Annotated in this window: 17 protein-coding genes; 9 read left to right on the top strand and 8 right to left on the bottom strand. The window is 61.3% G+C overall.

Features of this window, described 5'->3' with window-relative positions:
• On the bottom strand, nt 1-3117 hold a 3117-nt coding region (locus tag HU736_RS20750), incomplete at its 3' end, for a retention module-containing protein (RefSeq protein WP_217862398.1).
• Between the two features lie 479 nt (nt 3118-3596).
• Between HU736_RS20750 and HU736_RS20745 the strand changes: the two genes are divergently transcribed.
• The 3 genes from HU736_RS20745 to HU736_RS20735 all read left to right on the top strand — a co-directional run bounded on the left by HU736_RS20745 (nt 3597) and on the right by HU736_RS20735 (nt 8546).
• A complete protein-coding gene (locus HU736_RS20745; protein WP_103436580.1) occupies nt 3597-4970 on the top strand; it encodes a TolC family outer membrane protein in 1374 nt (457 codons plus the stop codon).
• 72 nt (nt 4971-5042) lie between these two features.
• Nucleotides 5043-7178 carry a type I secretion system permease/ATPase gene (locus HU736_RS20740; RefSeq protein WP_103436579.1) on the top strand — a complete coding sequence of 712 codons (2136 nt, stop codon included), beginning with the start codon at nt 5043-5045 and terminating at the stop codon, nt 7176-7178.
• Nucleotides 7179-7199: 21 nt separating this feature from the next.
• Nucleotides 7200-8546, top strand: a complete 1347-nt coding sequence (locus HU736_RS20735; RefSeq protein ID WP_186697869.1) for an HlyD family type I secretion periplasmic adaptor subunit — start codon at nt 7200-7202, stop codon at nt 8544-8546.
• Nucleotide 8547: 1 nt separating this feature from the next.
• Here the strand turns inward: HU736_RS20735 and HU736_RS20730 are convergent, their stop codons facing one another.
• The 3 genes from HU736_RS20730 to HU736_RS20720 form a co-directional block, all read right to left on the bottom strand.
• Entirely contained in the window at nt 8548-9144 is a 597-nt protein-coding gene (locus tag HU736_RS20730) for a tRNA-uridine aminocarboxypropyltransferase (protein WP_186697867.1), read from the bottom strand.
• A gap of 84 nt (nt 9145-9228) precedes the next feature.
• On the bottom strand, nt 9229-10794 hold the full coding sequence (locus HU736_RS20725) for a methyl-accepting chemotaxis protein (protein ID WP_186697865.1): 1566 nt from the start codon (nt 10792-10794) through the stop codon (nt 9229-9231).
• 136 nt (nt 10795-10930) lie between these two features.
• On the bottom strand, nt 10931-11824 hold the full coding sequence (locus HU736_RS20720; protein ID WP_186697863.1) for a LysR family transcriptional regulator: 894 nt from the start codon (nt 11822-11824) through the stop codon (nt 10931-10933).
• A 235-nt stretch (nt 11825-12059) separates the two neighbouring features.
• Here HU736_RS20720 and speB point away from each other — a divergent pair, with 235 nt between their 5' ends.
• Nucleotides 12060-13010, top strand: a complete 951-nt coding sequence (gene speB, locus HU736_RS20715; protein ID WP_101317629.1) for an agmatinase — start codon at nt 12060-12062, stop codon at nt 13008-13010.
• A gap of 147 nt (nt 13011-13157) precedes the next feature.
• Complete coding sequence (locus HU736_RS20710; RefSeq protein ID WP_186697861.1) at nt 13158-14537, top strand: sodium:solute symporter family protein; 1380 nt, start codon at nt 13158-13160, stop codon at nt 14535-14537.
• A 63-nt stretch (nt 14538-14600) separates the two neighbouring features.
• Here HU736_RS20710 and HU736_RS21960 read toward each other — a convergent pair whose 3' ends face one another.
• From HU736_RS21960 to HU736_RS20700, 3 genes are all read right to left on the bottom strand, one after another.
• A complete protein-coding gene (locus HU736_RS21960) occupies nt 14601-14729 on the bottom strand; it encodes a PA1414 family protein (protein ID WP_256585700.1) in 129 nt (42 codons plus the stop codon).
• A gap of 306 nt (nt 14730-15035) precedes the next feature.
• Nucleotides 15036-15962, bottom strand: coding sequence for a DMT family transporter (locus tag HU736_RS20705; protein ID WP_186697859.1), 927 nt, complete (start codon nt 15960-15962; stop codon nt 15036-15038).
• Nucleotides 15963-16058: 96 nt separating this feature from the next.
• Entirely contained in the window at nt 16059-16463 is a 405-nt protein-coding gene (locus HU736_RS20700) for a transcriptional regulator (protein ID WP_103436572.1), read from the bottom strand.
• 190 nt (nt 16464-16653) lie between these two features.
• Here HU736_RS20700 and HU736_RS20695 point away from each other — a divergent pair, with 190 nt between their 5' ends.
• The 3 genes from HU736_RS20695 (at nt 16654) to HU736_RS20685 (ending at nt 17635) form a co-directional block, all read left to right on the top strand.
• Nucleotides 16654-16956: a type II toxin-antitoxin system RelE/ParE family toxin gene (locus tag HU736_RS20695; protein ID WP_103436571.1), complete on the top strand. Its 303-nt coding sequence runs from the start codon at nt 16654-16656 to the stop codon at nt 16954-16956.
• Nucleotides 16949-17242 carry an addiction module antidote protein gene (locus HU736_RS20690; RefSeq protein ID WP_103436570.1) on the top strand — a complete coding sequence of 98 codons (294 nt, stop codon included), beginning with the start codon at nt 16949-16951 and terminating at the stop codon, nt 17240-17242. The genes HU736_RS20695 and HU736_RS20690 overlap by 8 nt, the downstream gene beginning before the upstream one ends.
• Before the next feature lie 120 nt (nt 17243-17362).
• On the top strand, nt 17363-17635 hold the full coding sequence (locus HU736_RS20685) for a hypothetical protein (RefSeq protein ID WP_103436569.1): 273 nt from the start codon (nt 17363-17365) through the stop codon (nt 17633-17635).
• 91 nt (nt 17636-17726) lie between these two features.
• Here HU736_RS20685 and HU736_RS20680 read toward each other — a convergent pair whose 3' ends face one another.
• Nucleotides 17727-19088 carry a DEAD/DEAH box helicase gene (locus tag HU736_RS20680; protein WP_101317619.1) on the bottom strand — a complete coding sequence of 454 codons (1362 nt, stop codon included), beginning with the start codon at nt 19086-19088 and terminating at the stop codon, nt 17727-17729.
• Between the two features lie 105 nt (nt 19089-19193).
• Between HU736_RS20680 and HU736_RS20675 the strand changes: the two genes are divergently transcribed.
• Nucleotides 19194-20495, top strand: a complete 1302-nt coding sequence (locus HU736_RS20675; protein WP_186697857.1) for a mechanosensitive ion channel family protein — start codon at nt 19194-19196, stop codon at nt 20493-20495.
• Nucleotides 20496-20803: the final 308 nt, after the last annotated feature.

Genomic DNA, 20803 nt, shown 5'->3' with positions numbered 1-20803 from the left:
AAAGGTCTCGGTAATGATGTTCGGCCCGTCGCTCTGATGGGTCGGCGAATTCGCAGGCGAGGTCAGGGTGTAGGTGTAGGAGCCATCGGCGTTGACCTGGATCTGCCCGAATTGCCCTTCAGTGTTGCCAACCAGGCTGTAAGTCAAAGCCCCAACACCGCCTGTGACCGAACCGACCAAGGTCCCATTGGCTGTTTCGCCGGTCGAGCCCGGCTGGCTGCCAGTGACGGTGCCGGGCGCGAGGTCGTTGCCGTCCTTGGTCATGTCCAAGGCGTTTTCATACACTGTAACGTCAGTATCCTGCCCGGCGATCATCTGGCAGTTATTGACGTTGATGGTAACGGTCGTGGTGCTCCGATCGCCGTCAGCATCGCGGATGGTGTAGACAAACACATCGGTAGCACCAGCCGGTGCATTGCTGTTCGGGTAGGCGTGATAAACGCCGTTACCTTCGGCATCCAGCGTGATGTAGCCATAGGTGCCCTGGACATTGACGCCCAACTGTCCAGAGGCCGGCGTGGAGGTATCGGAGCCGGCACGCACGCCAACTACATAGCGGCCATCGGCCAAGTCATCGGCGCCAATCACATCATTGGCAAGCACGTTGCCGCTGACCTGACCGCCTACCTCGACTCTGGCGAAGTCGCAGTGAGCCTGCGGCACATCATCGACGATGGTTACATCGAGGCTGCCAGTGGCGGTACTGCCGTCGGTGTCCTTGGCAACGACTGTGAAGCTTTCCTGCAACCCATTGGTGCCGTTGCCATCCGGGTGAGTCTCGTTGTCGAGCAAGGTGTAGGTGTAGCTGACCACACCTGTCGTAGGGTTGTAGCCGGTGATGGTGAGGGTGTTGCCCAGCGCGGTAGTGATCGTCTGTGGGAAGCCTGCGGCTACACCGCCACTGATTACGTTGATGCCGCCGACGCTCAAAGATTGCAGGCCATCCGCCGCAGTCACCGTGAAGGTGCCGCCTTGTTGCAGGGCCGGGCCGTCAGCTGCGCTGCCATCGATCAGGTTTTTCTCGTAAACGGTAACCTCGCCTTCGCTCACGTCGAGGCCGCCAAGTAATACCGGGTCATTGAGGTTGCTGATGTTCAGGGTCAGGGTCGCACTGCTGGTGTCACCATCAGCGTCTTTGATGGTGTAGGTGAAGGTCTCGATACCATTGCCACCGCCGGTAAGGCCTTTGAAATCGGCATCGTCAACGTTGAGGGCGTAGGTGTAGGTGCCATCCGCAGCCAGCACCAGCGTACCGTAGGTACCAGTGAAGGTGCCGGCAACGACCGGGCCACCCAGGACCCGGTCAGCGCCTTGTACGTCATTGCTGAGGACATTGCCGCTGAGTTCCACCTGCTGTTCTGTGGCCGTTACCGCGTTGCTGTCATCCACCGCCTTGGGCACATCGTCGACAATGCTCACGTCAAGGTTGGCCGAGGCAGTGCTGCCATCGCTGTCCTGGGCTGTCACGACAAATGTTTCGCCCAGGCTGTTGTTGCCGCTGCCGGTGGCGTGGGCTTCATTGTCGAGCAGCGTGTAGCTGTAGCTCACCACGCCTGTTGCCGGGTTGTACCCGGTGATGGTCAGTGTGTTGCCCAGCGCGGTCGTGATCGACTGCGGGAAACCGCCTGCTGCGCCGCCGCTGACTACCGTGATGCCGCCCACGCTCAGGCTCTGCAAGCCATCTGGCGCGGCAACGGTAAAGGTCCCGTTCTGCGTCAGCGCAGCGCCGTCTGGCGCGCTGCCATTGAGCAGATTCTTTTCATAGACAATCAGCTCACCACCGGCGACATCCAGCCCGCCGATCGTCACTGGGTCGTTGAGATTGCTGATGTTCAGCGTCAGGGTCGCGCTGCTGGTATCGCCGTCGGCGTCTCTGATGGTGTAGGTAAAGCTCTCGGTGCCACTGCCGCCACCTTTGAGCCCTTTGAAATCAGGGTCATCGGCGTTGAGGGTATAGGTGTAGGTACCGTCCGCAGCCAGCACCAATGTGCCGTAGGTGCCGCTGAAGGTACCGGCAATCACCGGCCCGCCGACGACCCGGTCGGCGCCCTGCACATCGTTGTTGAGTACGTTGCCGGTCAACTCAAGCTGCTGCTCGGTGGCTGTCACTGCGTTGCTGTCATTCACCGCTTTGGGCACATCGTCACGAATGATCACGTCGAGGCTGCCGCTGGCTACATCGCCGTCGCTGTCGCTGACCTGCACCGGGAACTGCTCGCCGATCACGTTGGTGCCGCCACCGTTGGCGTGCTGCTCAGTGCCGTTAAGGGTGTAGCTGTAATTGACCACGCCGGTCGCCGGGTTGTAGCCGGTGATGGTCAGGGTGTTGCCAAGGGCGGTGGTGATGGATTGGCCAATACCGGTAACCACCCCGCCGGTGACTACGTTGATGCCACCTACGCTGAGATTGAACACGCCGTCGGCGGCGATAACGGTGAACGAGCCTTGCTGGGTCAGCGCCGCCGGGTTGCTGTTGGAGCCGGCGGGCAAGTTGGCCTCGTCGAGGATCAGTTCGCCGGGGCTGACATCAAGGCCTTGCAGGGTGACCGGGTTGTCTGGCGGATTCACCGGAGGTGGGGACGCGGGCGGCAGCACATCGTCGGAACTGGTCGGATCGAGGTCACCAAGGTAACCATTGACCAACAGCGGTACACCGTTGAAGCCCGCAGTCGGGAAGCCAACCGTAGGGTCTACGCGATCGGCAACTTCGGTCAGCATGACAAAGCTGTGGCCGCCGCCCAAAGCGCCCGGGGCACCTCCATTGGGCCCAGCCGCCGTAGCCTCGGCCTCTTCACTAGGGTCGGCACCCGCAGCGATGGCTTGTTGCAAGCGCTCGACATCGGTCAGTTGCGCCTGGCTGGGGGCGACGTCGTCGGTCTGCACAGGGGCGGCCTGATTAGCCAGCAGCTCTGGCGACATCTGCAGGCTGCTGTCGCGGCCCAGGGTCAGCTCTGCGCCGTTGTCCAGGCGCACCGCAATGGCTCCGGCGTTACCGGTTTCGAGTTGTTCGCCAGCATAGAGTCGGTCGCCTTCGACCAACAGGCGGCGGCTGCCGTCGTTGTCGACCGCGAAAACCTGGCCGACCACCTTGCTGACCACTCCGATAAATTTAGCCATGCCCTACGTCTCCCCTGCCGAACGGATCCTGCAGCTTGAATGCAGCAAAAACACAGTGGCGCCAGGCTGAATAAAGGCGCCAATCAAACGCCAAAAGTCAGCAAACAGCTCTACACTGCGCAGGCCAAGTCGATAGAGATGATGGAATTTTGCTACTACAGAGTGACAATTAATTGTCGCCAAATTCCGACACGGCCCGTTTTTACAGAGTTCTTAGCTGCAAAAGTTCTGGAACTTGTTGCAATGACCTAAAACCGCTGACTACAGCTTGATTTATAGGCCCGTTGAGTAGAACAATGTCGCGGATTCTTTAGACCGCATAAGTTTTTTTTCGCATAGACCTTATGAACAAATCTTCTTAGCTCGCGCGTTAAATGTTCTTAGCTCTGTTGTTACAAACTTGAAACGGTCTACCTCATAATAATCGTCATTTTTTTGGCGAACGCTGGACACTTTTAGAGACAATGGAGATGTACCCCATGCGCGTTCTTACCCCCATCACCAGTGCAATCCTGTTGGCCATGGCGAGTGCCAACATTCAGGCGATGTCGATCACCGAAGCCGTTCAGAACGCCGTGGATCATCACCCGCAAATCAGTTCCTATCGCAACAGCCGGTTGTCTGCCGACGAAGATGTGAAATTCGCCCGTGGCGGGTTCTACCCAAGCGTCGATCTGGTTGCAGGTTACGGTCGCCAACGCTCCGACAACCTCAACACCCGTGGTCTGAACGCTGACGGCACGCGCAACCACAACAAAGAAACCATGAACTACACCCAGTCCGAGCTGCGTCTGCGCCAGATGCTGTTCGACGGTTTCAACACTTCCAACGAAGTCGGCCGTACCGAAGCGGTTTCCAACTCGCGTGCCTACTACGCTCAGGCAATCGCCCAGGACGTCGCCCTGCGTACCATCGAGGTCTACCTCGAAGTGCTCAAGCGTCGCGAACTGGTGACCCTGGCCAAGAACAACATGCAAGCGCACCTGCGCGTCAACGACCAGATCGGCCTGCGTACCGAGCGCGGTGTCGGCAGCAGCGCTGACCTCGACCAGTCGCGCGCACGTCGTGCCCTGGCTGAAAACAACCTGGACACCGCCGAAGTCGATCTGGCTGACGCCGAAGCCAACTTCTACAGCGTGGTCGGGCTGATGCCGGACGAGCTCGAAGCGCCTTCGACCATCAAGGTAGAAATGCCAAGCACGCTGGAAGATGCACGCCGCGGCATGCAGGAAAACAACCCGTACCTGCGTTCGGCTCAGGCCGATGTGAATGCCGCCGAGAAGCAGTACGAAGTCGCCAAGTCGACCTTCTACCCGCGTCTGGACGCCATCCTCGCCACCGGCGCCAACAACAACCTGGGCGGCGAGCGCGGCCACAGCAACAACGATTGGCAGGCAGGCGTCGAGCTGAACTACAACCTGTTCCGCGGCGGCAGCGACAAGGCTCGCCTGCAGTCAGACTCGCACAAGATCAACCAGGCTCTGGACATCCGCAACAACGCCCTGCGCGAACTCAACGAGAACCTGAGCCTGTCGTGGAACGCCATGAACAACGCGCGCAAGCAGACGCCCACCGCGCGCGAATACGCTGAAACCACCCAGCGCGTGCGTGCCGCCTATCAGGATCAGTTCGGTCTTGGTCAGCGTACCCTGCTCGACGTTCTCGACAGTGAGAACGAGCTGTACAACGCCAACCGCCGTTACACCGAAGTGCGTTACACCGAGGAATATTCGATGTACCGCGTACTTTCGACCATGGGTGAATTGCTCAGCAAACAGCGTATTGCGCTGCCGGCAGAAGCCATCGCCAAGACTGAAGTACGCAGCGAAGCGAAGTTGCCCGAAATGCGTTAACCGATATCGAGCAACGTTTCGGATGTAGCCGTACACCCTCCATTGCGGCAGGAGTAGGCCATCGTGACCAGTATGCAAAATGCCCAGCCCCGGCTGGACGTTGACGATCCGTTGCTCGATGGCCTGTTGATTCTGTGCAAACTGCACGGCTGCCCCGCCAGCCGTGCCAGCTTGTGCAGCGGCCTACCGTTGGCCAGCCAGCGGCTGGGGCCCGAGTTATTGCCCAGAGCCGCAGCCCGCGCAGGCCTGCAAGCGCGGATTCTCAAGCGTGAGCTGGGCGCAATTTCCACACTCAACCTTCCCGTGTTGCTGCTGCTCAAAGACGGCCGCTGTGCTGTTCTACAGCGCTTTGGCGAAGACGGCCGCGCGTTGATCCTGCCCTCCGAGGCCGAAGGCGGCGAGCAATGGGTCGAGCGCGAGGCGTTGGAACAGGCCTACGCCGGCCACGCCCTGTTTGCCCGCCCGCGGCACACTCTGGAAAACCTGCGCACCCCGCTGATGCCGAGGGTCGATGCCTGGTTTCGCGACACCTTGCGCCATTCCCGCTGGCTGTACAGCGATGCCTTGCTGGCCAGCCTGCTGATCAACCTGCTGGGCCTGATGGTGCCGCTGTTCGTCATGCAGACCTACGACCGGGTGGTGCCCAACCAGGCAGTCTCGACTTTGTGGGTGCTGGTGGCCGGGCTGTTCATCGGCACCGCCTTTGAAATGGTTCTGCGCATGGTCCGCGCGCACCTGCTGGACCAGGCCGGCAAGAAGACCGACCTGATCCTTTCGGCAACCCTGTTCGAACGCATCACCGGCATGTCGATGAAGGCGCGCCCGGCCACCATCGGCGGCTTCGCCCAGAGCATTCACGACTTCCAGGGGCTGCGCGAGTTTCTCACGGCGGTGACCTTGACCAGCATCATCGACCTGCCGTTCGTGGCGTTGATGCTGGTGGTGGTTGGCCTGCTGGGCGGCTGGCTGGTGGTGATCCCGCTGATTGCCTTCCCGCTGGCGGTTGGTTTTGCCTTGATCATCCAGGTCCGCCTGCGCGACACCGTGGAAAAAAGCCTGAGCCTGGGAGCAGTGCGTCAGGCCCTGTTGATCGAAACTCTGGGTGGGCTGGAAACGCTCAAGGCCAACGGCGCTGAAAGTGAGCGCCAGTACCATTGGGAGCAGACCAACGGCGCGATTGCCCGGCTCGATGCGCACGCACGCAACCTGTCTTCGCTGGCCAGCAACGGTACGCTGTTCATCCAACAGTTCTGCGGCATGGCCACGATCGTTGCCGGGGTCTACAGCATCATCGCCGGCAACCTCAGTGTCGGCGCACTGGTGGCCACCTACATGCTAGGCAGCCGGGTACTGGCACCACTGGGCCAGATCGCGGGCCTGATCACCCGCTATCAGCAAGCGCAGCTGACCATGCGCAGCACCGATGCGCTGATGGCCTTGCCGCAAGAGCGCCAGGCCGAGCAACAGGCGCTGGAGCACACCAGCCTCAAGGGCGGCGTGGCCGTCAGCCATGTCAGCTTCCGCTACCCTGGCCAGACGGCTGCGGCGCTGAATGACGTCAACCTGACCCTGCAGCCCGGCGAGCGCATCGGTATCGTCGGCCGCAGCGGTTCGGGCAAAAGCACTTTGGGTCGGTTGCTGATGGGTTTCTATCATCCTGATGAAGGCCAGGTGTTGCTGGACAACCTCGACCTTCGCCAGCTGGACATCGCCGACCTGCGCAGCCAGATCGGCTACGTCGCCCACGACCTGCCGCTGCTGGCTGGCAGCCTGCGCGACAACCTCACCCTGGGTGCCCGCCACGTCAGCGATGCACGCATGCTCGAGGTGGCCGAACTGACCGGCGTGACCGAACTGGCGCGCCAGCATCCGCAGGGTTTCGACCGCCCGGTGGGTGAACGCGGCCAGCTGCTCTCGGGCGGCCAGCGCCAGGCCGTGCTGCTGGCCAGGGCGCTGCTGCTGGAGCCGCCGATCCTGATCCTCGACGAGCCCACCAGCCACATGGACAACAGCAGCGAAGAGCAACTGCGCCAGCGCCTGCTCGACTGGGTGCCGGGCAAGACCGTACTGCTGGTCACGCACCGGACCTCGATGCTGAGCCTGGTCGACCGCCTGCTGGTGCTGGACAACGGCAAGATCGTTGCCGACGGGCCGAAGGATGCAGTCATCGATGCGCTGCGCAAAGGGCGCATTGGCGCCGCGCTGTAGACGCTTTTGAGGAGTAGTCCGATGGCCTTCTTGCGCAGTTATTTCCAAGGTGCCGGCAACACTGCCGAGCGCGACTACATGCCCGAACTGGCCGGCGCCACGCTGCAGGACTCGCCGCGCCTATCGCGCCTGACGGTGTGGCTGGCGGCGGCGCTGCTGCTGGTTGCGCTGGCCTGGGCGAGCCTGGCGGTGCTCGATGAGGTGACTGTCGGTGAGGGCAAGGCGATCCCCTCGGGCAAGGTCCAGGTGGTACAGAACCTTGAGGGCGGCATCGTCACCGAGATTTTCGTGCGTGAAAGCCAGATGGTCGCCAAGGGCGCAACCCTGCTGCGCCTTGACGACACCCGGTTTCTGTCCAACAAGGGCGAAAGCGAGGTCGACCGCTATGCACTGACGGCGCAGGTCGAACGGCTCTCGGCGGAGGCTGAAGGGCGGCCGTTCACCGTACCGGATGAGATTCGCAGCAAGGCGCCACAGGTGGCCGAGGACGAACTGGCGCTGTATCAGTCACGGCAACGGCGGCTGACCAGCGAGAAGCAGACGCTCAACGAACAACTGCGGCAGAAGACCCAGGAACTGGCCGAGTTCCGCTCCAAGGTCGATCAGTACCGTTCGGCGTTGGGCTTGCTCCAGCAAGAACTGAACATGTCTTCGCCATTGGTAGGCACCGGAGCGATTTCGCCGGTGGAGATTTTGCGTTTGAAGCAGCGCACGGTCGAAGCCCGCGGTCAGCTCAACGCCACCAGCCTGGCCATTCCGCGGGCAGATGCGGCAGTGGCGGAAATCAAGAGCAAGATCCAGGAAGCCGATGCCACCTTCCGCTCGGAGGCGGCCAAGGAACTCAACGACAAGCGCACTGACCTGTCCAAGATCAGCGCCACCAGCATCGCCATCGACGACCGGGTCAAGCGCACCACGGTGGTGTCGCCGGTGCGTGGCATCATCAAGCAGCTCAAGGTCAACACCATCGGCGGCGTGGTCCAGCCGGGCAGCGACCTGGTCGAGATCGTGCCGATCGAAGACAACCTGCTGATCGAGGCCAAGGTGCGCCCGCAGGACGTCGCCTTCCTGCACCCGGGGCAGACCGCGATGGTCAAGTTCAGTGCCTATGACTACACCATCTATGGTGGGCTGAAGGCCAAGCTGGAGCTGATTGGCGCCGATACCGTGACCGATGACAAGGGCAACGCGTTCTACCTGATCCAGGTGCGCACCGACAAGAATCACCTGGGCGGCGACGACAAGCCGTTGCTGATCATTCCAGGGATGGTCGCCACGGTGGATATCATCACCGGGCAGAAAAGCGTGCTCGACTACTTGCTCAAACCGGTGCTCAAGGCCCGCACCGAGGCCATGCGCGAACGTTGATTCAGCAACCGTGGTTGCGCTCGAAGGTGTCGCGACCCATGGCGCGGATCTGGCCTTCGATCAAGGCGTCGAACGGGCGCAGCAGCGCATCGAAACACTGCGGCTGCTCTAGCGCGTTGAGCGCCTGCACCACGGCTTCGATGGTGGCCAGGGCGCCCTCAGCCGGCGCCTTGCGCAGGCGATAGCGCGAGGCTGTCACCTGCGCCAGGGTCACACGTGGCAGCGCTGCCAGCAGCGGATTCAGGTACAACAGCTTGCGCGCCTTGCGCCAGGTGCCATCCGGCACGATCAATAGTAACGGCTGCTCATCAGATGACGCATACGCGGTCAGTGCCTGCGCCTCGTCACCGGGAAACAGCAGCACCGGCCGATAACCCGGCGTTGCCAGCAACTCCGGCAGCTGGGCAAACACTTCCCCCACCCACAGCTGTGCATTGACCAGGCCGAGCGCGGCCAGGCGAGCAGTATTCAGCGCATGCGCGGTTTCACTGGGGTGCTGCAACAGGACGACCCGGGTACGGCTGTCGAGGCAGGGGATCAGCGGGCATAAGCAATGGTCTTGCGCGCGCTTGCAGCGTTCGCAGCGGGGTCTGGACATCGGGTTCTCCTGGAGCGCGCCAGTGTGCCATAGCCACTCGAGAAGAACATACAGCGCCCACGTCCATGTGGGTTCGGGAGGTGGTCAGCGGTTGAAACGTTCGGCCAGGCTGTGCAGGTACTCGGCCATCTGCTCCAGGTCCTGGCTGATCTCGGCGCCCTGCCTGGCCTGTCCGGCACTCTCGTCGCACAGGTGGGATATGCGCGTGATCTGCTGGTTGATGTCTTCGGCAACGTGGCTTTGCTGTTCCGAAGCAGTCGCCATCTGCTGGCTCATGCCGGTAATGCGACTGACCGCCTGGGCAATGCCGCTCAGCGCCTCACGCACCGCTTCGACACTGTGCACGCTGTCGCGGGAGATCTGTTCACCACGGCTAGCCGACGACACTGCACGCTCGGCACCCGCACGCAGGCTGCTGATGATCTGGTGAATCTCGTCGGTCGAGGTGCGCGTGCGCTGGGCCAGTGAGCGCACCTCGTCGGCGACCACGGCAAAGCCACGGCCCTGCTCGCCCGCGCGGGCAGCTTCGATTGCCGCGTTGAGCGCCAGCAGGTTGGTCTGTTCGGCAATCGAGGTGATCACATCGACCACGCTACCAATCGACTGGGTCTGCTGAGCCAAGGCGTGCACGGCCTGCCCGATGTCATTGACCGCCTCGCTCATGCTGCCCATCGCCTGCAGGCTTTGCTGGGCTAACTGACTGCCGTGCTGGGCCAGTTGGTCAGCGTCACCGGCAGCCAGGGCGGTGCTCTGTACGTTGTGCGAAACCTCCTGAATAGTCGCAGCCATCTGGGCAATGGCGGTTGCCGATTGCTCGGTTTCGCTGCGCTGGCGGTCAAGCATCTGCGCCTGGGCATCGGACAACCCAGCAGACTGCGCTGCGCGTGCCTTGACCCCGACACCTGCATCGACCAGGCGGGTCAGCGCCGTTTGCAAGCGCGCTTCTTCGCTGATGATGGCCAGGTCCAGCTGGCCATGCAGGCCGCGGTTATCGCTGTAGGTCAGGGCCACCAACGGGTCGGTGAAGGCTTTCGGGTGTTCGTCCAGGGTGCGCTGCAGAGCGCGAGCGTGCAGGCGATTCAGTGCATAGCCGGCACCCAGCAGGCTGGCCAGCAGCACGGCGATCGCAGCCTGCGGCGCGAGCCAGAGATAGCCTGCAGTAGACAGCGCAGCAGCGGCCAGTATTGGCCAGCTCTGGCCAAGCCCATGCAGCACACGCGTCGACCACGACACTGCGCGCTGGCCACTGCGCAGGCGCGCGTACAGCCGTTCAGCACGGCTGATCTGTTCACGGCTGGGCACCGAGCGGACCGACTCATAACCACTAATGCGGCCGTTTTCGTACACCGCCGTGACATACGCGCTGACCCAATAGAAGTCACCGTTCTTGGCGCGGTTCTTGACCACGCCCATCCACGGTTTGCCCTGTTTGATGGTGTCCCACATCAGCGCAAATACCGGCGCCGGCATATCTGGATGGCGCACCAGGTTGTGAGTCTGTCCGACCAGTTCATCGTAGGTAAAACCGCTGATGGCCACGAATGCGTCGTTGCAATAGGTAATGCGGCTATTGAGGTCGGTAGTGGAAATAAGCCGCTGTTCGTTGGGGAAGGTTCTTTCATGCTCGGTAACGGGCAAGTTCAGGCGCATCAAGGCAATCCTTGCGTGTGCAAACGATGGAAATTCATCAGTGGCCAATCAATATTTAGCAGAGCGAAAGCCTGTCAGCAGGCACTTTTGTAGGAAATTTACCGTTCCTGACGGAGTGCATTCATCCAGGCGTTTATCAGCTTACGTTCAGCTGACTTTTGAGCAGATCACGGAAGGTCTGAATCAATGGTTCGCGGCTACGACCTCGACGGATGATCAGGGAAAACGGGGCTTGGTAACCAAATGTGGCGGGCGATAATACGCGCAAATCGCCCTTGTCGACCCACGCCTGTGCATAGTGCTCGGGCAAATAACCGATATAGGCGCCGGACAGGATCAGGATCAGCTGCGCCTCCATGCTTTCCACCGTTGCCGCGCTGTGCTTGAAGCCGTGCCGGGCCAGCTCGGCCTGGCTCCAGTAGCCTCGGCCAACCATGCGCTGCTGGGTGATGACGAGCTCCGGAATCCGCCGCTCGGCAAACAACGAATGGCGGTTGCTGCAGTAGAGCCAATGCTGCTCGCGATACAGCGGCTGATAGACCAGGCCGCTCATGCGCGAAGAAAATGCACCGATGGCCAGGTCCAGGCGGTTGTCCTGTACCCCCAGCTGCAGCTCGTATGGACTGGACACCGACAAGTGCAGGTGCACGGCCGGATGCTCCTGACTGTAGGCGCCAATCGCCTCGGCCAACGGCAGGGCGCGATCGCCTACGGTCGAGTCGAGCACGCCCAGGTTAAGGGTGCCGCGCAATTCACCTTTGAGTGCCGCAGCGTACTGTTCAAAACCATCCAGCTCGGCCAGCAGGCGCAGCGTCTCCTGGTGGAACAGCTCGCCCTTGCTGGTCAGGCTGAAGCCACCGCGGCCACGGTGGCAGAGCACGATGCCTAACCCCGCCTCCAGCTGGCTCATGTAGGTGCTGATGGCCGACGTCGACAGGTTCAGCTCACGTTGGGCATTTGCAAAGCCTTGGTGGCGCACCACGCTGACGAAGATCCGCAGCAGTTTCGGGTCGGGCAGTGACGAGGCCATGGTGTTGATCGGTCCGCAGTGGCAGTGGGCAAGTGGCAATGGGCGGAGTCTACCTTGGCGGCGGCCCTTAGTTCAGAAATTCCTGAACTAAGTATTTGTCGGTAGCGATTCTACTCGGCTACTAGCTTGCGCAGACTGCCCGCAATGACCCTGCTCGCTGCCCGCTGCGCTCAGCTGCAGCAGGCTGGCCAAGGTTTGAACAACCATAACAATCGACCGACTGATGAGGCCCACTGTGGACAAGACTCTGCACCAACCATTGGGCGGCAACGAAATGCCGCGTTTCGGCGGCATCGCCACCATGCTCCGCTTGCCCCACCTGCAAAGCCCTGAAGGCCTGGACGCCGCGTTTGTCGGCGTCCCGCTGGACATCGGCACCTCGCTGCGCTCCGGCACCCGCTTCGGCCCGCGCCAGATCCGCGCCGAATCAGTCATGATCCGCCCCTACAACATGGCCACCGGCGCCGCGCCCTTCGACTCGCTGTCGGTTGCCGATATCGGCGATGTGGCGATCAACACCTTCAATCTGCTGGATGCCGTGCGCATCATCGAAGAAGCCTACGACACCATCGTCGAGCACAACGTAATCCCGCTGACCTTGGGTGGTGACCACACCATCACCCTGCCGATTCTGCGCGCGCTGCACAAAAAACACGGCAAGATCGGCCTGGTGCACATCGATGCCCACGCCGACGTCAACGACCATATGTTCGGCGAGAAGATCGCCCACGGCACCACCTTCCGCCGCGCCGTCGAAGAAGGCCTGCTCGATTGCGACCGGGTCGTGCAAATTGGTCTGCGCGCCCAGGGCTACACGGCCGATGACTTCAACTGGAGCCGCCGCCAGGGCTTTCGCGTAGTGCAGGCCGAAGAGTGCTGGCACAAGTCGCTGGAGCCGTTGATGGCTGAAGTGCGTGAGAAGGTCGCGGGTGGCCCGGTATATCTGTCCTTCGACATCGATGGCATCGACCCGGCCTGGGCGCCCGGCACCGGCACCCCGGAAATTGGCGGCCTGACCACCATCCAGGCCATCGAAATCATCCGCGGCTGTCAGGGCCTGGACCTGATCGGCTGTGACCTGGTCGAGGTCTCGCCACCTTACGACACCACCGGCAACACCTCGCTGCTGGGTGCCAACCTGCTGTTTGAAATGCTCTGCGTACTGCCGGGAGTAGCGCGCCGCTAGTGATGTAATCAGCGCGCTCGATTGGAGGCGCGCTGCTGGTTGAATGGGCCCGTTCCAGGCCCGCCCGCACTTGCTGACACCTCCGGGCACCGTGAGGCTGCCCGGGCACTTGATCTCGCCATAATAATGATAATCGGGAGACCCCCAATGGCCTTGGACCTCATCGTTGTATTGATCTATGCCGCCGGCATGCTCGCCTTGGGCTGGTACGGCATGCGCCGCGCCAAAACTCAGGAGGACTACCTGGTGGCCGGGCGCAACCTCGGCCCGACCTTGTACATGGGCACCATGGCCACCACCGTACTCGGCGGCGCATCGACCGTCGGCACCGTGCGCCTGGGCTATGTACACGGCATCTCCGGCTTCTGGCTGTGCGCCGCACTGGGTCTGGGCATCATTGCGCTGAACCTGTTCCTGGCCAAACCGCTGCTGCGCCTGCGCATCTTCACCGTGACCCAGGTGCTGGAGCGGCGTTACACCCCGATGGCGCGCCAGGCCAGCGCGCTGATCATGCTGGCCTATGCCTTGATGATCGGGGTGACCTCGACCCTGGCCATGGGCACCGTGCTGCAAGTGCTGCTCGACCTGCCGTTCTGGCTATCGGTGCTGCTCGGCGGCGGCGTGGTGGTGATCTACTCGACCATTGGCGGCATGTGGTCGCTGACCCTGACCGACATCGTCCAGTTCGTGATCAAGACCGTGGGCCTGATGTTCATCCTGCTGCCGGTGTGCCTGTACAAGGTCGGCGGTTGGGATCAACTGGTGGCGCAACTGCCGGCGTCCAGTTTCAACTGGACCACCATCGGCTGGGACACCATCCTCACCTACTTCCTGATTTATTTCTTCGGCATCCTGATCGGCCAGGATATCTGGCAGCGGGTGTTCACCGCGCGGGATGAAAAAGTCTGCCAGCGCGCCGGTACCACTGCCGGTGTCTACTGCGTGTTGTACGGCCTGGCCTGTGCCCTGATCGGCATGGCGGCGCATGTGCTGCTGCCGGACCTGGCCAACCCCAACAACGCCTTCGCCGCCATGATCAAGACCACCCTGCCTGACGGCATTCGCGGCCTGCTTATGGCTGCCGCGTTGGCGGCGATGATGTCGACTGCGAGTGCAGGCCTGCTGGCGGCCTCGACCACGGTCACCGAAGACCTGCTGCCCAAGCTGCGCGGTGGCAAACAATCAAGCCTGGCCACCAGCCGCCTGTTCACTCTACTCACTGGCCTGGTGGTGTTGGCCATCGCCCTGGCAGTGAATGATGTAATCAGCGCCCTGACCCTGGCCTACAACCTGTTGGTGGGCGGCATGCTGATCCCGCTGATGGGCGCGATTTTCTGGAAGCGCGCAACTACCGCAGGAGCCATCGCCAGCATGTCGCTGGGCTTTGCTACCGCGCTGTTGTTCATGGTCAAGGATGGCCTGGATGCCAATACGCCGATCTACTACAGCCTGGCGGTTGGCCTGGTGAGCTTTGTGCTGGTCAGCCTGCTGTCGCGGCGGCCGGTGGCTAGCGCAAATCTGGCCTGATTTGACTGCACTGCGCTGAAAGACAAAGGCCGCTGCATATTCAAATGCGGCGGCCTTTTCGTTTCAACGGCGACGAGGCTGGCGTTTGCGCTGCTCTTCGTCGGTGGGGATCGGCACCGGTTGCAGCGGTGGCGGTATCAGACCCAAGGCGACAGCCAGGTCATGGAGCCAGTTGAACAGTGGTGTTTTCATAGTGCCCCCTTCACGGGTCAGCCTCACGGCAAATCGATCATTCGATGTTTCATACAGATCATAGTCCTATGTCCTGCATTACGCATGCGTCTGATCCTATACATAAGGCCGATTTTGACAGGGATCAAGCAGCGGCGGGCTGTTCCGACCGCCGGTCAACTGTTTCTCCCTGTTGCAAGCGGTACATGGTGAGGTCCACCCCCTCATTCCTAACCGCGGAAAGCTCCACCCGCCTGGCTTTCGTAGGAGCGACCTTGTGTCGCGAAATGAGGGCAAAGCCCTCACAGCTACCCAGGACCGTCCCCCTCAACCAACCACCCTGCGCAACTGCCGCCGCACCCAAGGTTCAGCGCTGACCAAAACCACCCCGAGCAAAACCAGCACCGCCCCAAGCACAAAATTAACGCTCAGCGGCTCGCCCAACAGCACCACCCCAAAAGTGACCCCAAACAGCGGAGTTATAAAGGAAAACACCGCCAGATTCGAAGCCAGGTACTTACGCAACAACCAGAACCAAGTCAGGTAACTGACAAACGACACCACCACCCCTTGGAAAAGCACGCTGCCCATCGCCAAGGGGGTCAGCGTGACCATGCCAATCTGCCCGCTGAGCAGAGCAATCAGCAACAACCCGACAAAGCCGACCATCAACTGATAGAACAAGGTCAGGGTCGCCGGTGCCTCAGATAGCCGCGAGCCGCGCACCACCACCGTCGTAGCCCCCCAGGCCAGACCGGCGAGCACACCGAAGGCATCACCCAGCAGCGTTCGCCCATCAATCTGATCCAGCTGCACGCCTCCCGCAAACGCTAACGCAATACCCGCGAACGACAGCAGGATGCCCAGCCACTGCAGCAACCTGAGGCGCTCGCTGGGCAGCATGAAGTGCAAACCCAAGGCGGTAAAAATCGGCGCGGTATAGAGGAACACCGACATATGCGCCGCCGAGGTCAGCTTGAGCCCCTCGGCAATGAACATGAATTCCAGGCCAAACAAAGCGCCCGCCAACAACCCCGCCCGCCAGGTGCTACCCACCTGCCCCCAGCCGCCCCTCCAGCAGATCAGCAGGCCGACCAGCAGCGCAGCGATGCCAGAGCGAAACGCCGCCTGCATCACCGGCGCGATATCCGCAGCTGCCCATTTGATCATCACCTGCTGGCTGCCCCAGATCAGGCACAAACCGAGCATCAATTGCAGGGCAAAGGCATCAGGGTTCTTGCGGGCCGCGCTCATAGGCGGGCCTCGGTGTGATTCGCAGGCATGGGCAAGGCTCGGCAGATATGTTGATCAGATTGCGATTATCGGACGCCGAAGCCCGGCCCGGCCAGCCTAAATTGCACCGCCAGCGATTTGCGCCTTTGACGACACGTGATCGAAGGTCGGCTGATCCAGCGCATCGGCTTGCTCATCCAGCACCTGACGCGGATGCTCGAAGCCGGGGATGCTGCTGTCAATCATGCTCAGCAGGCGCGAACCACGCTCGGTGAGCACAAAGTTCTCGCCGTTACCGCCCTCTTCTTCCGGGCGACTTGCAATGTAGCCGCGATCGAGCAACAGCTTTTCGTATTCGCAGGCGCGGGTTTTCAGCTGGTCCAGGTCACCCACCGGCTGGCCTTTGGCAGCCAGCGCGGCGGCGTGCTGTTCGGCGTAAGGGCGAGGCGTGAAGCTTTGTTCAGCGCCGTTTTGCACTTCGTGCAACAGGCGTTCGATCAGATCCCAGTCGTAGTGGCTCATGGCGATGGCTCCCTGCTGTGGACGGAAAGAGGTACACAGGGTGGGACAGGCGGGAGTCGGTAGGCGTTCCAAAGCTGAGGACTACAGACAGGCTTGAATGAATTATCTGACAACCCGGGGAGCTGATTCAGACACATCATGGCGAACAGCTTGCGTTCAAACATCGTAGTTTTTAAACTACGTTATCTCGATGAAAAAGATCGAGTCCCGTACATTCAAGAATTGGCTAACCAGCCTGCGTGATACAGCCGGCCGTGCACGCATTATTTCCAGGATCAATCGCCTGACTGAAGGGCTTTCAGGGGACGTGGCACCGGTTGGGGGAGGCATAAGCGAGCTTCGAATACATCACGGGCCGGGTTACCGGGTGTATTTTCATCAGGCCGGCAACCAGTGGCTGATCCTGCTTTGCGCTGGTGACAAAAGTAGCCAGAGCCGCGATATCAAGGCTGCCGAACAAATACTGAAGGCATGGAGAATGCAAAATGACTGAGGTCTTCACCGAATTCGACCCAGCTGAATATCTGACTACGCCTGAGGCAATCGCGGAATTCATGTCCGATGCGCTGGAAACCGGCGATGCGGGTTACGTCGCGAAAGCTGTCGGAGTAGTCGCCAGGGCGAAGGGCATGTCAGAGCTGGCGCGGGAAACTGGCCTGTCTCGCGAACAGCTGTATCGCTCTTTCAGTGCCAGCGGCAACCCGACTCTCAAAACCTTCCTGACCGTAATGCGGGCTTTGGGCATGGATATGACTGCTCGAGCTCATCCTGGTGTCTGACAGCGGCTTTGGAGCAAGGCTACAGCGAGCGCCGTATCGGCTTACCCGCAAAGGCCTGACCACATGAACTTTCCAGCCGCTGGCCCCTCAACCGGATAACGCCAACAAGGAGGTCAACCCGTGAAAATTCTAAGCAGCTGTGCCATCGCTGTCGGTCTGTGCATCGCCCTGCCAAGCTGGGCCTGCACGCCCGAAGAAGCCACCGCCAAACGCGAAGAGCTGGCCAAGATGGTCAGCCAACTGACTGAGCAAAACCCGCAAAAGGCCAAGGAAATCAACGACGAGTTGCAGGGCATGGATCTGGCGACTGAAAGCAAGGATGTGCCGGACAAGTGCCAGCTGATAGAGCACCGTCTGCAGGAGCTGAAAACTGCGGAGAAGAAAGCGGAGTGATCAGTCGCAACGCCTGCGGCTAGATCAACTGCAGCCCGCCGCTTGAAGGGCGGGCGCAGATCAGGGGCCGCGAACGCGGCCCTGAAGAGACTTACTCTGGCTTGGGCGCACGCTTTTTCAGCGGAGCCATGCCATCGACACTGGCCAATGGCGCGTTAGGACGCGGCTTGGCAGTTGGCTTGCGCTTGGCAGCAGCCTTCTTCTCGCCGGTCTTCTTGTCGACTTTTTTCTTCTTGACGCCGACAGCCTTGCCGGACGCCTTGACCTTCTTCGGCCCGTTGTAGGTGCCTTTGACTTCCTTGATCAGGCGGCGCTGGAACTGCTGCTTGAGGTAGCGCTCGATACTCGACATCAAGTTCCAGTCGTTGTGGGTGATCAGCGAGATCGCCAGACCTTCCCCACCCGCACGGCCGGTACGGCCGATACGGTGTACGTACTCGTCACCGCTGCGTGGCATGTCGAAGTTGATCACCAGGTCGAGGCCGTCGATGTCCAGGCCACGGGCCGCTACGTCGGTTGCTACCAGCACCTTGGAGCCGCCTTGCTTGAAGCGCTCGATGGCCAGCTTGCGGTCTTTCTGGTCCTTGTCGCCGTGCAACACGAACGCTTTGATGTCCTTGGCCACCAGGTGACCGTAGACGCGGTCGGCGGCGACGCGGGTGTTGGTGAAGATGATCGCCTTCTGGAAGGTTTCGTTGTCCAGCAGCCAGTGGATGATCTTCTCTTTGTGCTGGTCATGGTCAGCCATGATGATCTGCTGACGGGTGCCTTCAGCCAGCTGCGAGACGCTGTTGAGCATTAGGTGCTCTGGATCCTTGAGGATCTTGCCGATGATATCGCGCAGTGCGGCGCCGCCGGTGGTGGCAGAGAACAGCAGAGTCTGCTCGCGGTTTTCGCACTCTTTGCACAGGCGCTCCATGTCTTCGGCAAAACCCATGTCGAGCATACGGTCGGCTTCGTCCAGCACCAGTACCTGCACATGCGACAGGTCGAGGTTGCCGGCATTGAGCTGCTCGAGCAGGCGCCCTGGGGTGCCGATCAGCACGTCCGGCACCTTGCGCAGCATGGCCGCTTGTTCCTTGAAGTCTTCACCGCCGGTGACCAGCCCCGACTTGATGTAGGTGAACTGCGAGAACAGCTCGACCTGCTTCAGGGTCTGCTGAGCCAGCTCACGGGTCGGCAGCAGGATCAGCGCACGGATCTCTACCCGCGGGCCGCCCAGGTCAGCCAGGCGGTTAAGCATCGGCAGGACGAACGCGGCGGTCTTGCCGCTGCCGGTTTGTGCCGTTACCCGCAGGTCTCGCCCTTGCAACGCCAAGGGGATGGCCGCCGCCTGTACCGGAGTCGGCTCGACAAATTTCAGCTCGGCCACGGCTTTAAGGATGCGTTCATGCAGGGCGAATTGGGAAAACACGGGGGTAACCTCGGGCAAGTGCGTAAATTCAAGTTGCATAGGGTACCGTTTTCCGCCGCCAGAACCGAATTTCTTTTGGCAACTTTGCCCCGATCCGCGCTCTAATTAGCCCTCGTTCCGCAATACAGACCGCTTTTTTAGCCTATGGACATTCAACGACTCTGGTTCAACGCCCTTGATCTCTGGGGCACTCTTGACCAACACCCGACCCTGCACGCCGCCATTGGCCTGGGTGTGCTGCTGCTGGTATCGCTGATTCTCGGCCGCCTGGCGCGGTTTCTGGTGCTGCATGCCAGCCGCCTGCTGGCCCGCCAACAAGCCCTCAGGTGGTTCGACGACCTGCGCCATAACAAGGTATTTCATCGCCTCGCGCAAACCACGCCGTCGCTGATCATCCAGTTTGGCCTGAAGCTGGTGCCGGAGCTCGGCGCCACCGCCCAGCACTTCCTGGGCAACGTCGCGCTGGCCTTCACCCTGCTGTTCATGACCCTGGCGCTGGCATGCCTGCTCGATGCCCTGCTCGACATCTATGCGCGCACCGAACATGCCCGCACCCGCTCGATCAAAGGCTACGTGCAGCTGGCCAAGATGGTGCTGTGGGTATTCAGCATCATCGTCATCATCGCCACCCTCATCGACCGCTCGCCATTGCTGCTGCTGTCGGGTCTGGGCGCCATGTCGGCGGTACTGCTGTTGGTCTATAAAGACACCCTGCTGTCGTTCGTCGCCAGCGTACAGTTGACCAGCAACGACATGCTGCACGTCGGCGACTGGATCGAAATGCCCCAGGTCGGCGCCGACGGCGACGTGGTCGACATCACCCTGCACACGGTCAAGGTGCAGAACTTCGACAAGACCATCGTCTCCATCCCCACCTGGCGCCTGATGAGCGAGTCGTTCCGCAACTACCGCGGCATGCAGCAATCGGGTGGTCGCCGAATCAAACGCAGCGTGTTCATCGACGCCGCCGGCGTTCGCTTCCTCACCCTCGAAGAAGAGCAGCGCCTGGCCGGCGTACGCCTGCTGGGCGACTACCTGGCAAGCAAGCGCAAAGAGCTGCAGGACTGGAACGAAGCCCAGGGCCTGGTCGCTGACCTCTCGGCCAACCGGCGCAAGCTGACCAACATCGGCACCTTCCGCGCATTTGCCTTGGCCTACCTGAAAGACCACCCCGACGTGCACCCGAACATGACCTGCATGGTCCGCCAGATGCAGCCCACCGCCGAAGGCGTGCCGCTGGAAATCTACTGCTTCACCCGCACCACCGCGTGGGCCGAGTACGAGCGGATTCAGGGCGATGTGTTCGACTATCTTCTGGCGGTGTTGCCGGAGTTTGGCCTGAGCGTTTATCAGCAGCCGAGTGGCAATGACATGCGGATTGGCCTGGCCGGGCGTGTGGCGCCTGAGCCGACGCCGCGGCGGTTGGAAGAGATGAGTGAGGCGTAAGGCGCGCTGGTTCGCACTACATCGCAGGTCTCACGCTCCGTTGACCTGCCTTTCACTTAGTTTTCACGAGCGGCTTGGCAGTCTATAGCCATCCCTACGTGATAGACCTTGGCCCGCCTAGCAGCGGGCTTTCTTTTGCCTGCGATTTTTGGCCAGAGCGTTCGCATTGCCCCTTGCTAATCTGGCGCAGAACGGCGCTGGTGGAAGGTATGGATTCCGCATGTGGAGCAGAAGTAATTGCAGCCTGACACGACCGGCTGTAAAGGGGCGAAAGTGGTCTATCGCGGATGGCAGCTTTCGACCCAAAG

This window comes from Pseudomonas shirazensis (assembly GCF_014268785.2).
Lineage (GTDB): Bacteria > Pseudomonadota > Gammaproteobacteria > Pseudomonadales > Pseudomonadaceae > Aquipseudomonas > Aquipseudomonas shirazensis.
The sequence above is the reverse complement of the archived record's forward strand: the minus strand, read 5'-3'. Positions and strand labels throughout refer to the sequence as shown.

Coding starts and splice junctions, on each gene's coding strand:
- HU736_RS20745 (WP_103436580.1), top strand. CDS start 3,597: ATGCGCGTTCTTACCCCCATCACCAGTGCAATCCTGTTGGCCATGGCG.
- HU736_RS20740 (WP_103436579.1), top strand. CDS start 5,043: ATGCAAAATGCCCAGCCCCGGCTGGACGTTGACGATCCGTTGCTCGAT.
- HU736_RS20735 (WP_186697869.1), top strand. CDS start 7,200: ATGGCCTTCTTGCGCAGTTATTTCCAAGGTGCCGGCAACACTGCCGAG.
- HU736_RS20730 (WP_186697867.1), bottom strand. CDS start 9,144: ATGTCCAGACCCCGCTGCGAACGCTGCAAGCGCGCGCAAGACCATTGC.
- HU736_RS20725 (WP_186697865.1), bottom strand. CDS start 10,794: ATGCGCCTGAACTTGCCCGTTACCGAGCATGAAAGAACCTTCCCCAAC.
- HU736_RS20720 (WP_186697863.1), bottom strand. CDS start 11,824: ATGGCCTCGTCACTGCCCGACCCGAAACTGCTGCGGATCTTCGTCAGC.
- HU736_RS20710 (WP_186697861.1), top strand. CDS start 13,158: ATGGCCTTGGACCTCATCGTTGTATTGATCTATGCCGCCGGCATGCTC.
- HU736_RS21960 (WP_256585700.1), bottom strand. CDS start 14,729: ATGAAAACACCACTGTTCAACTGGCTCCATGACCTGGCTGTCGCCTTG.
- HU736_RS20705 (WP_186697859.1), bottom strand. CDS start 15,962: ATGAGCGCGGCCCGCAAGAACCCTGATGCCTTTGCCCTGCAATTGATG.
- HU736_RS20700 (WP_103436572.1), bottom strand. CDS start 16,463: ATGAGCCACTACGACTGGGATCTGATCGAACGCCTGTTGCACGAAGTG.
- HU736_RS20695 (WP_103436571.1), top strand. CDS start 16,654: ATGAAAAAGATCGAGTCCCGTACATTCAAGAATTGGCTAACCAGCCTG.
- HU736_RS20690 (WP_103436570.1), top strand. CDS start 16,949: ATGACTGAGGTCTTCACCGAATTCGACCCAGCTGAATATCTGACTACG.
- HU736_RS20680 (WP_101317619.1), bottom strand. CDS start 19,088: ATGCAACTTGAATTTACGCACTTGCCCGAGGTTACCCCCGTGTTTTCC.
- HU736_RS20675 (WP_186697857.1), top strand. CDS start 19,194: ATGGACATTCAACGACTCTGGTTCAACGCCCTTGATCTCTGGGGCACT.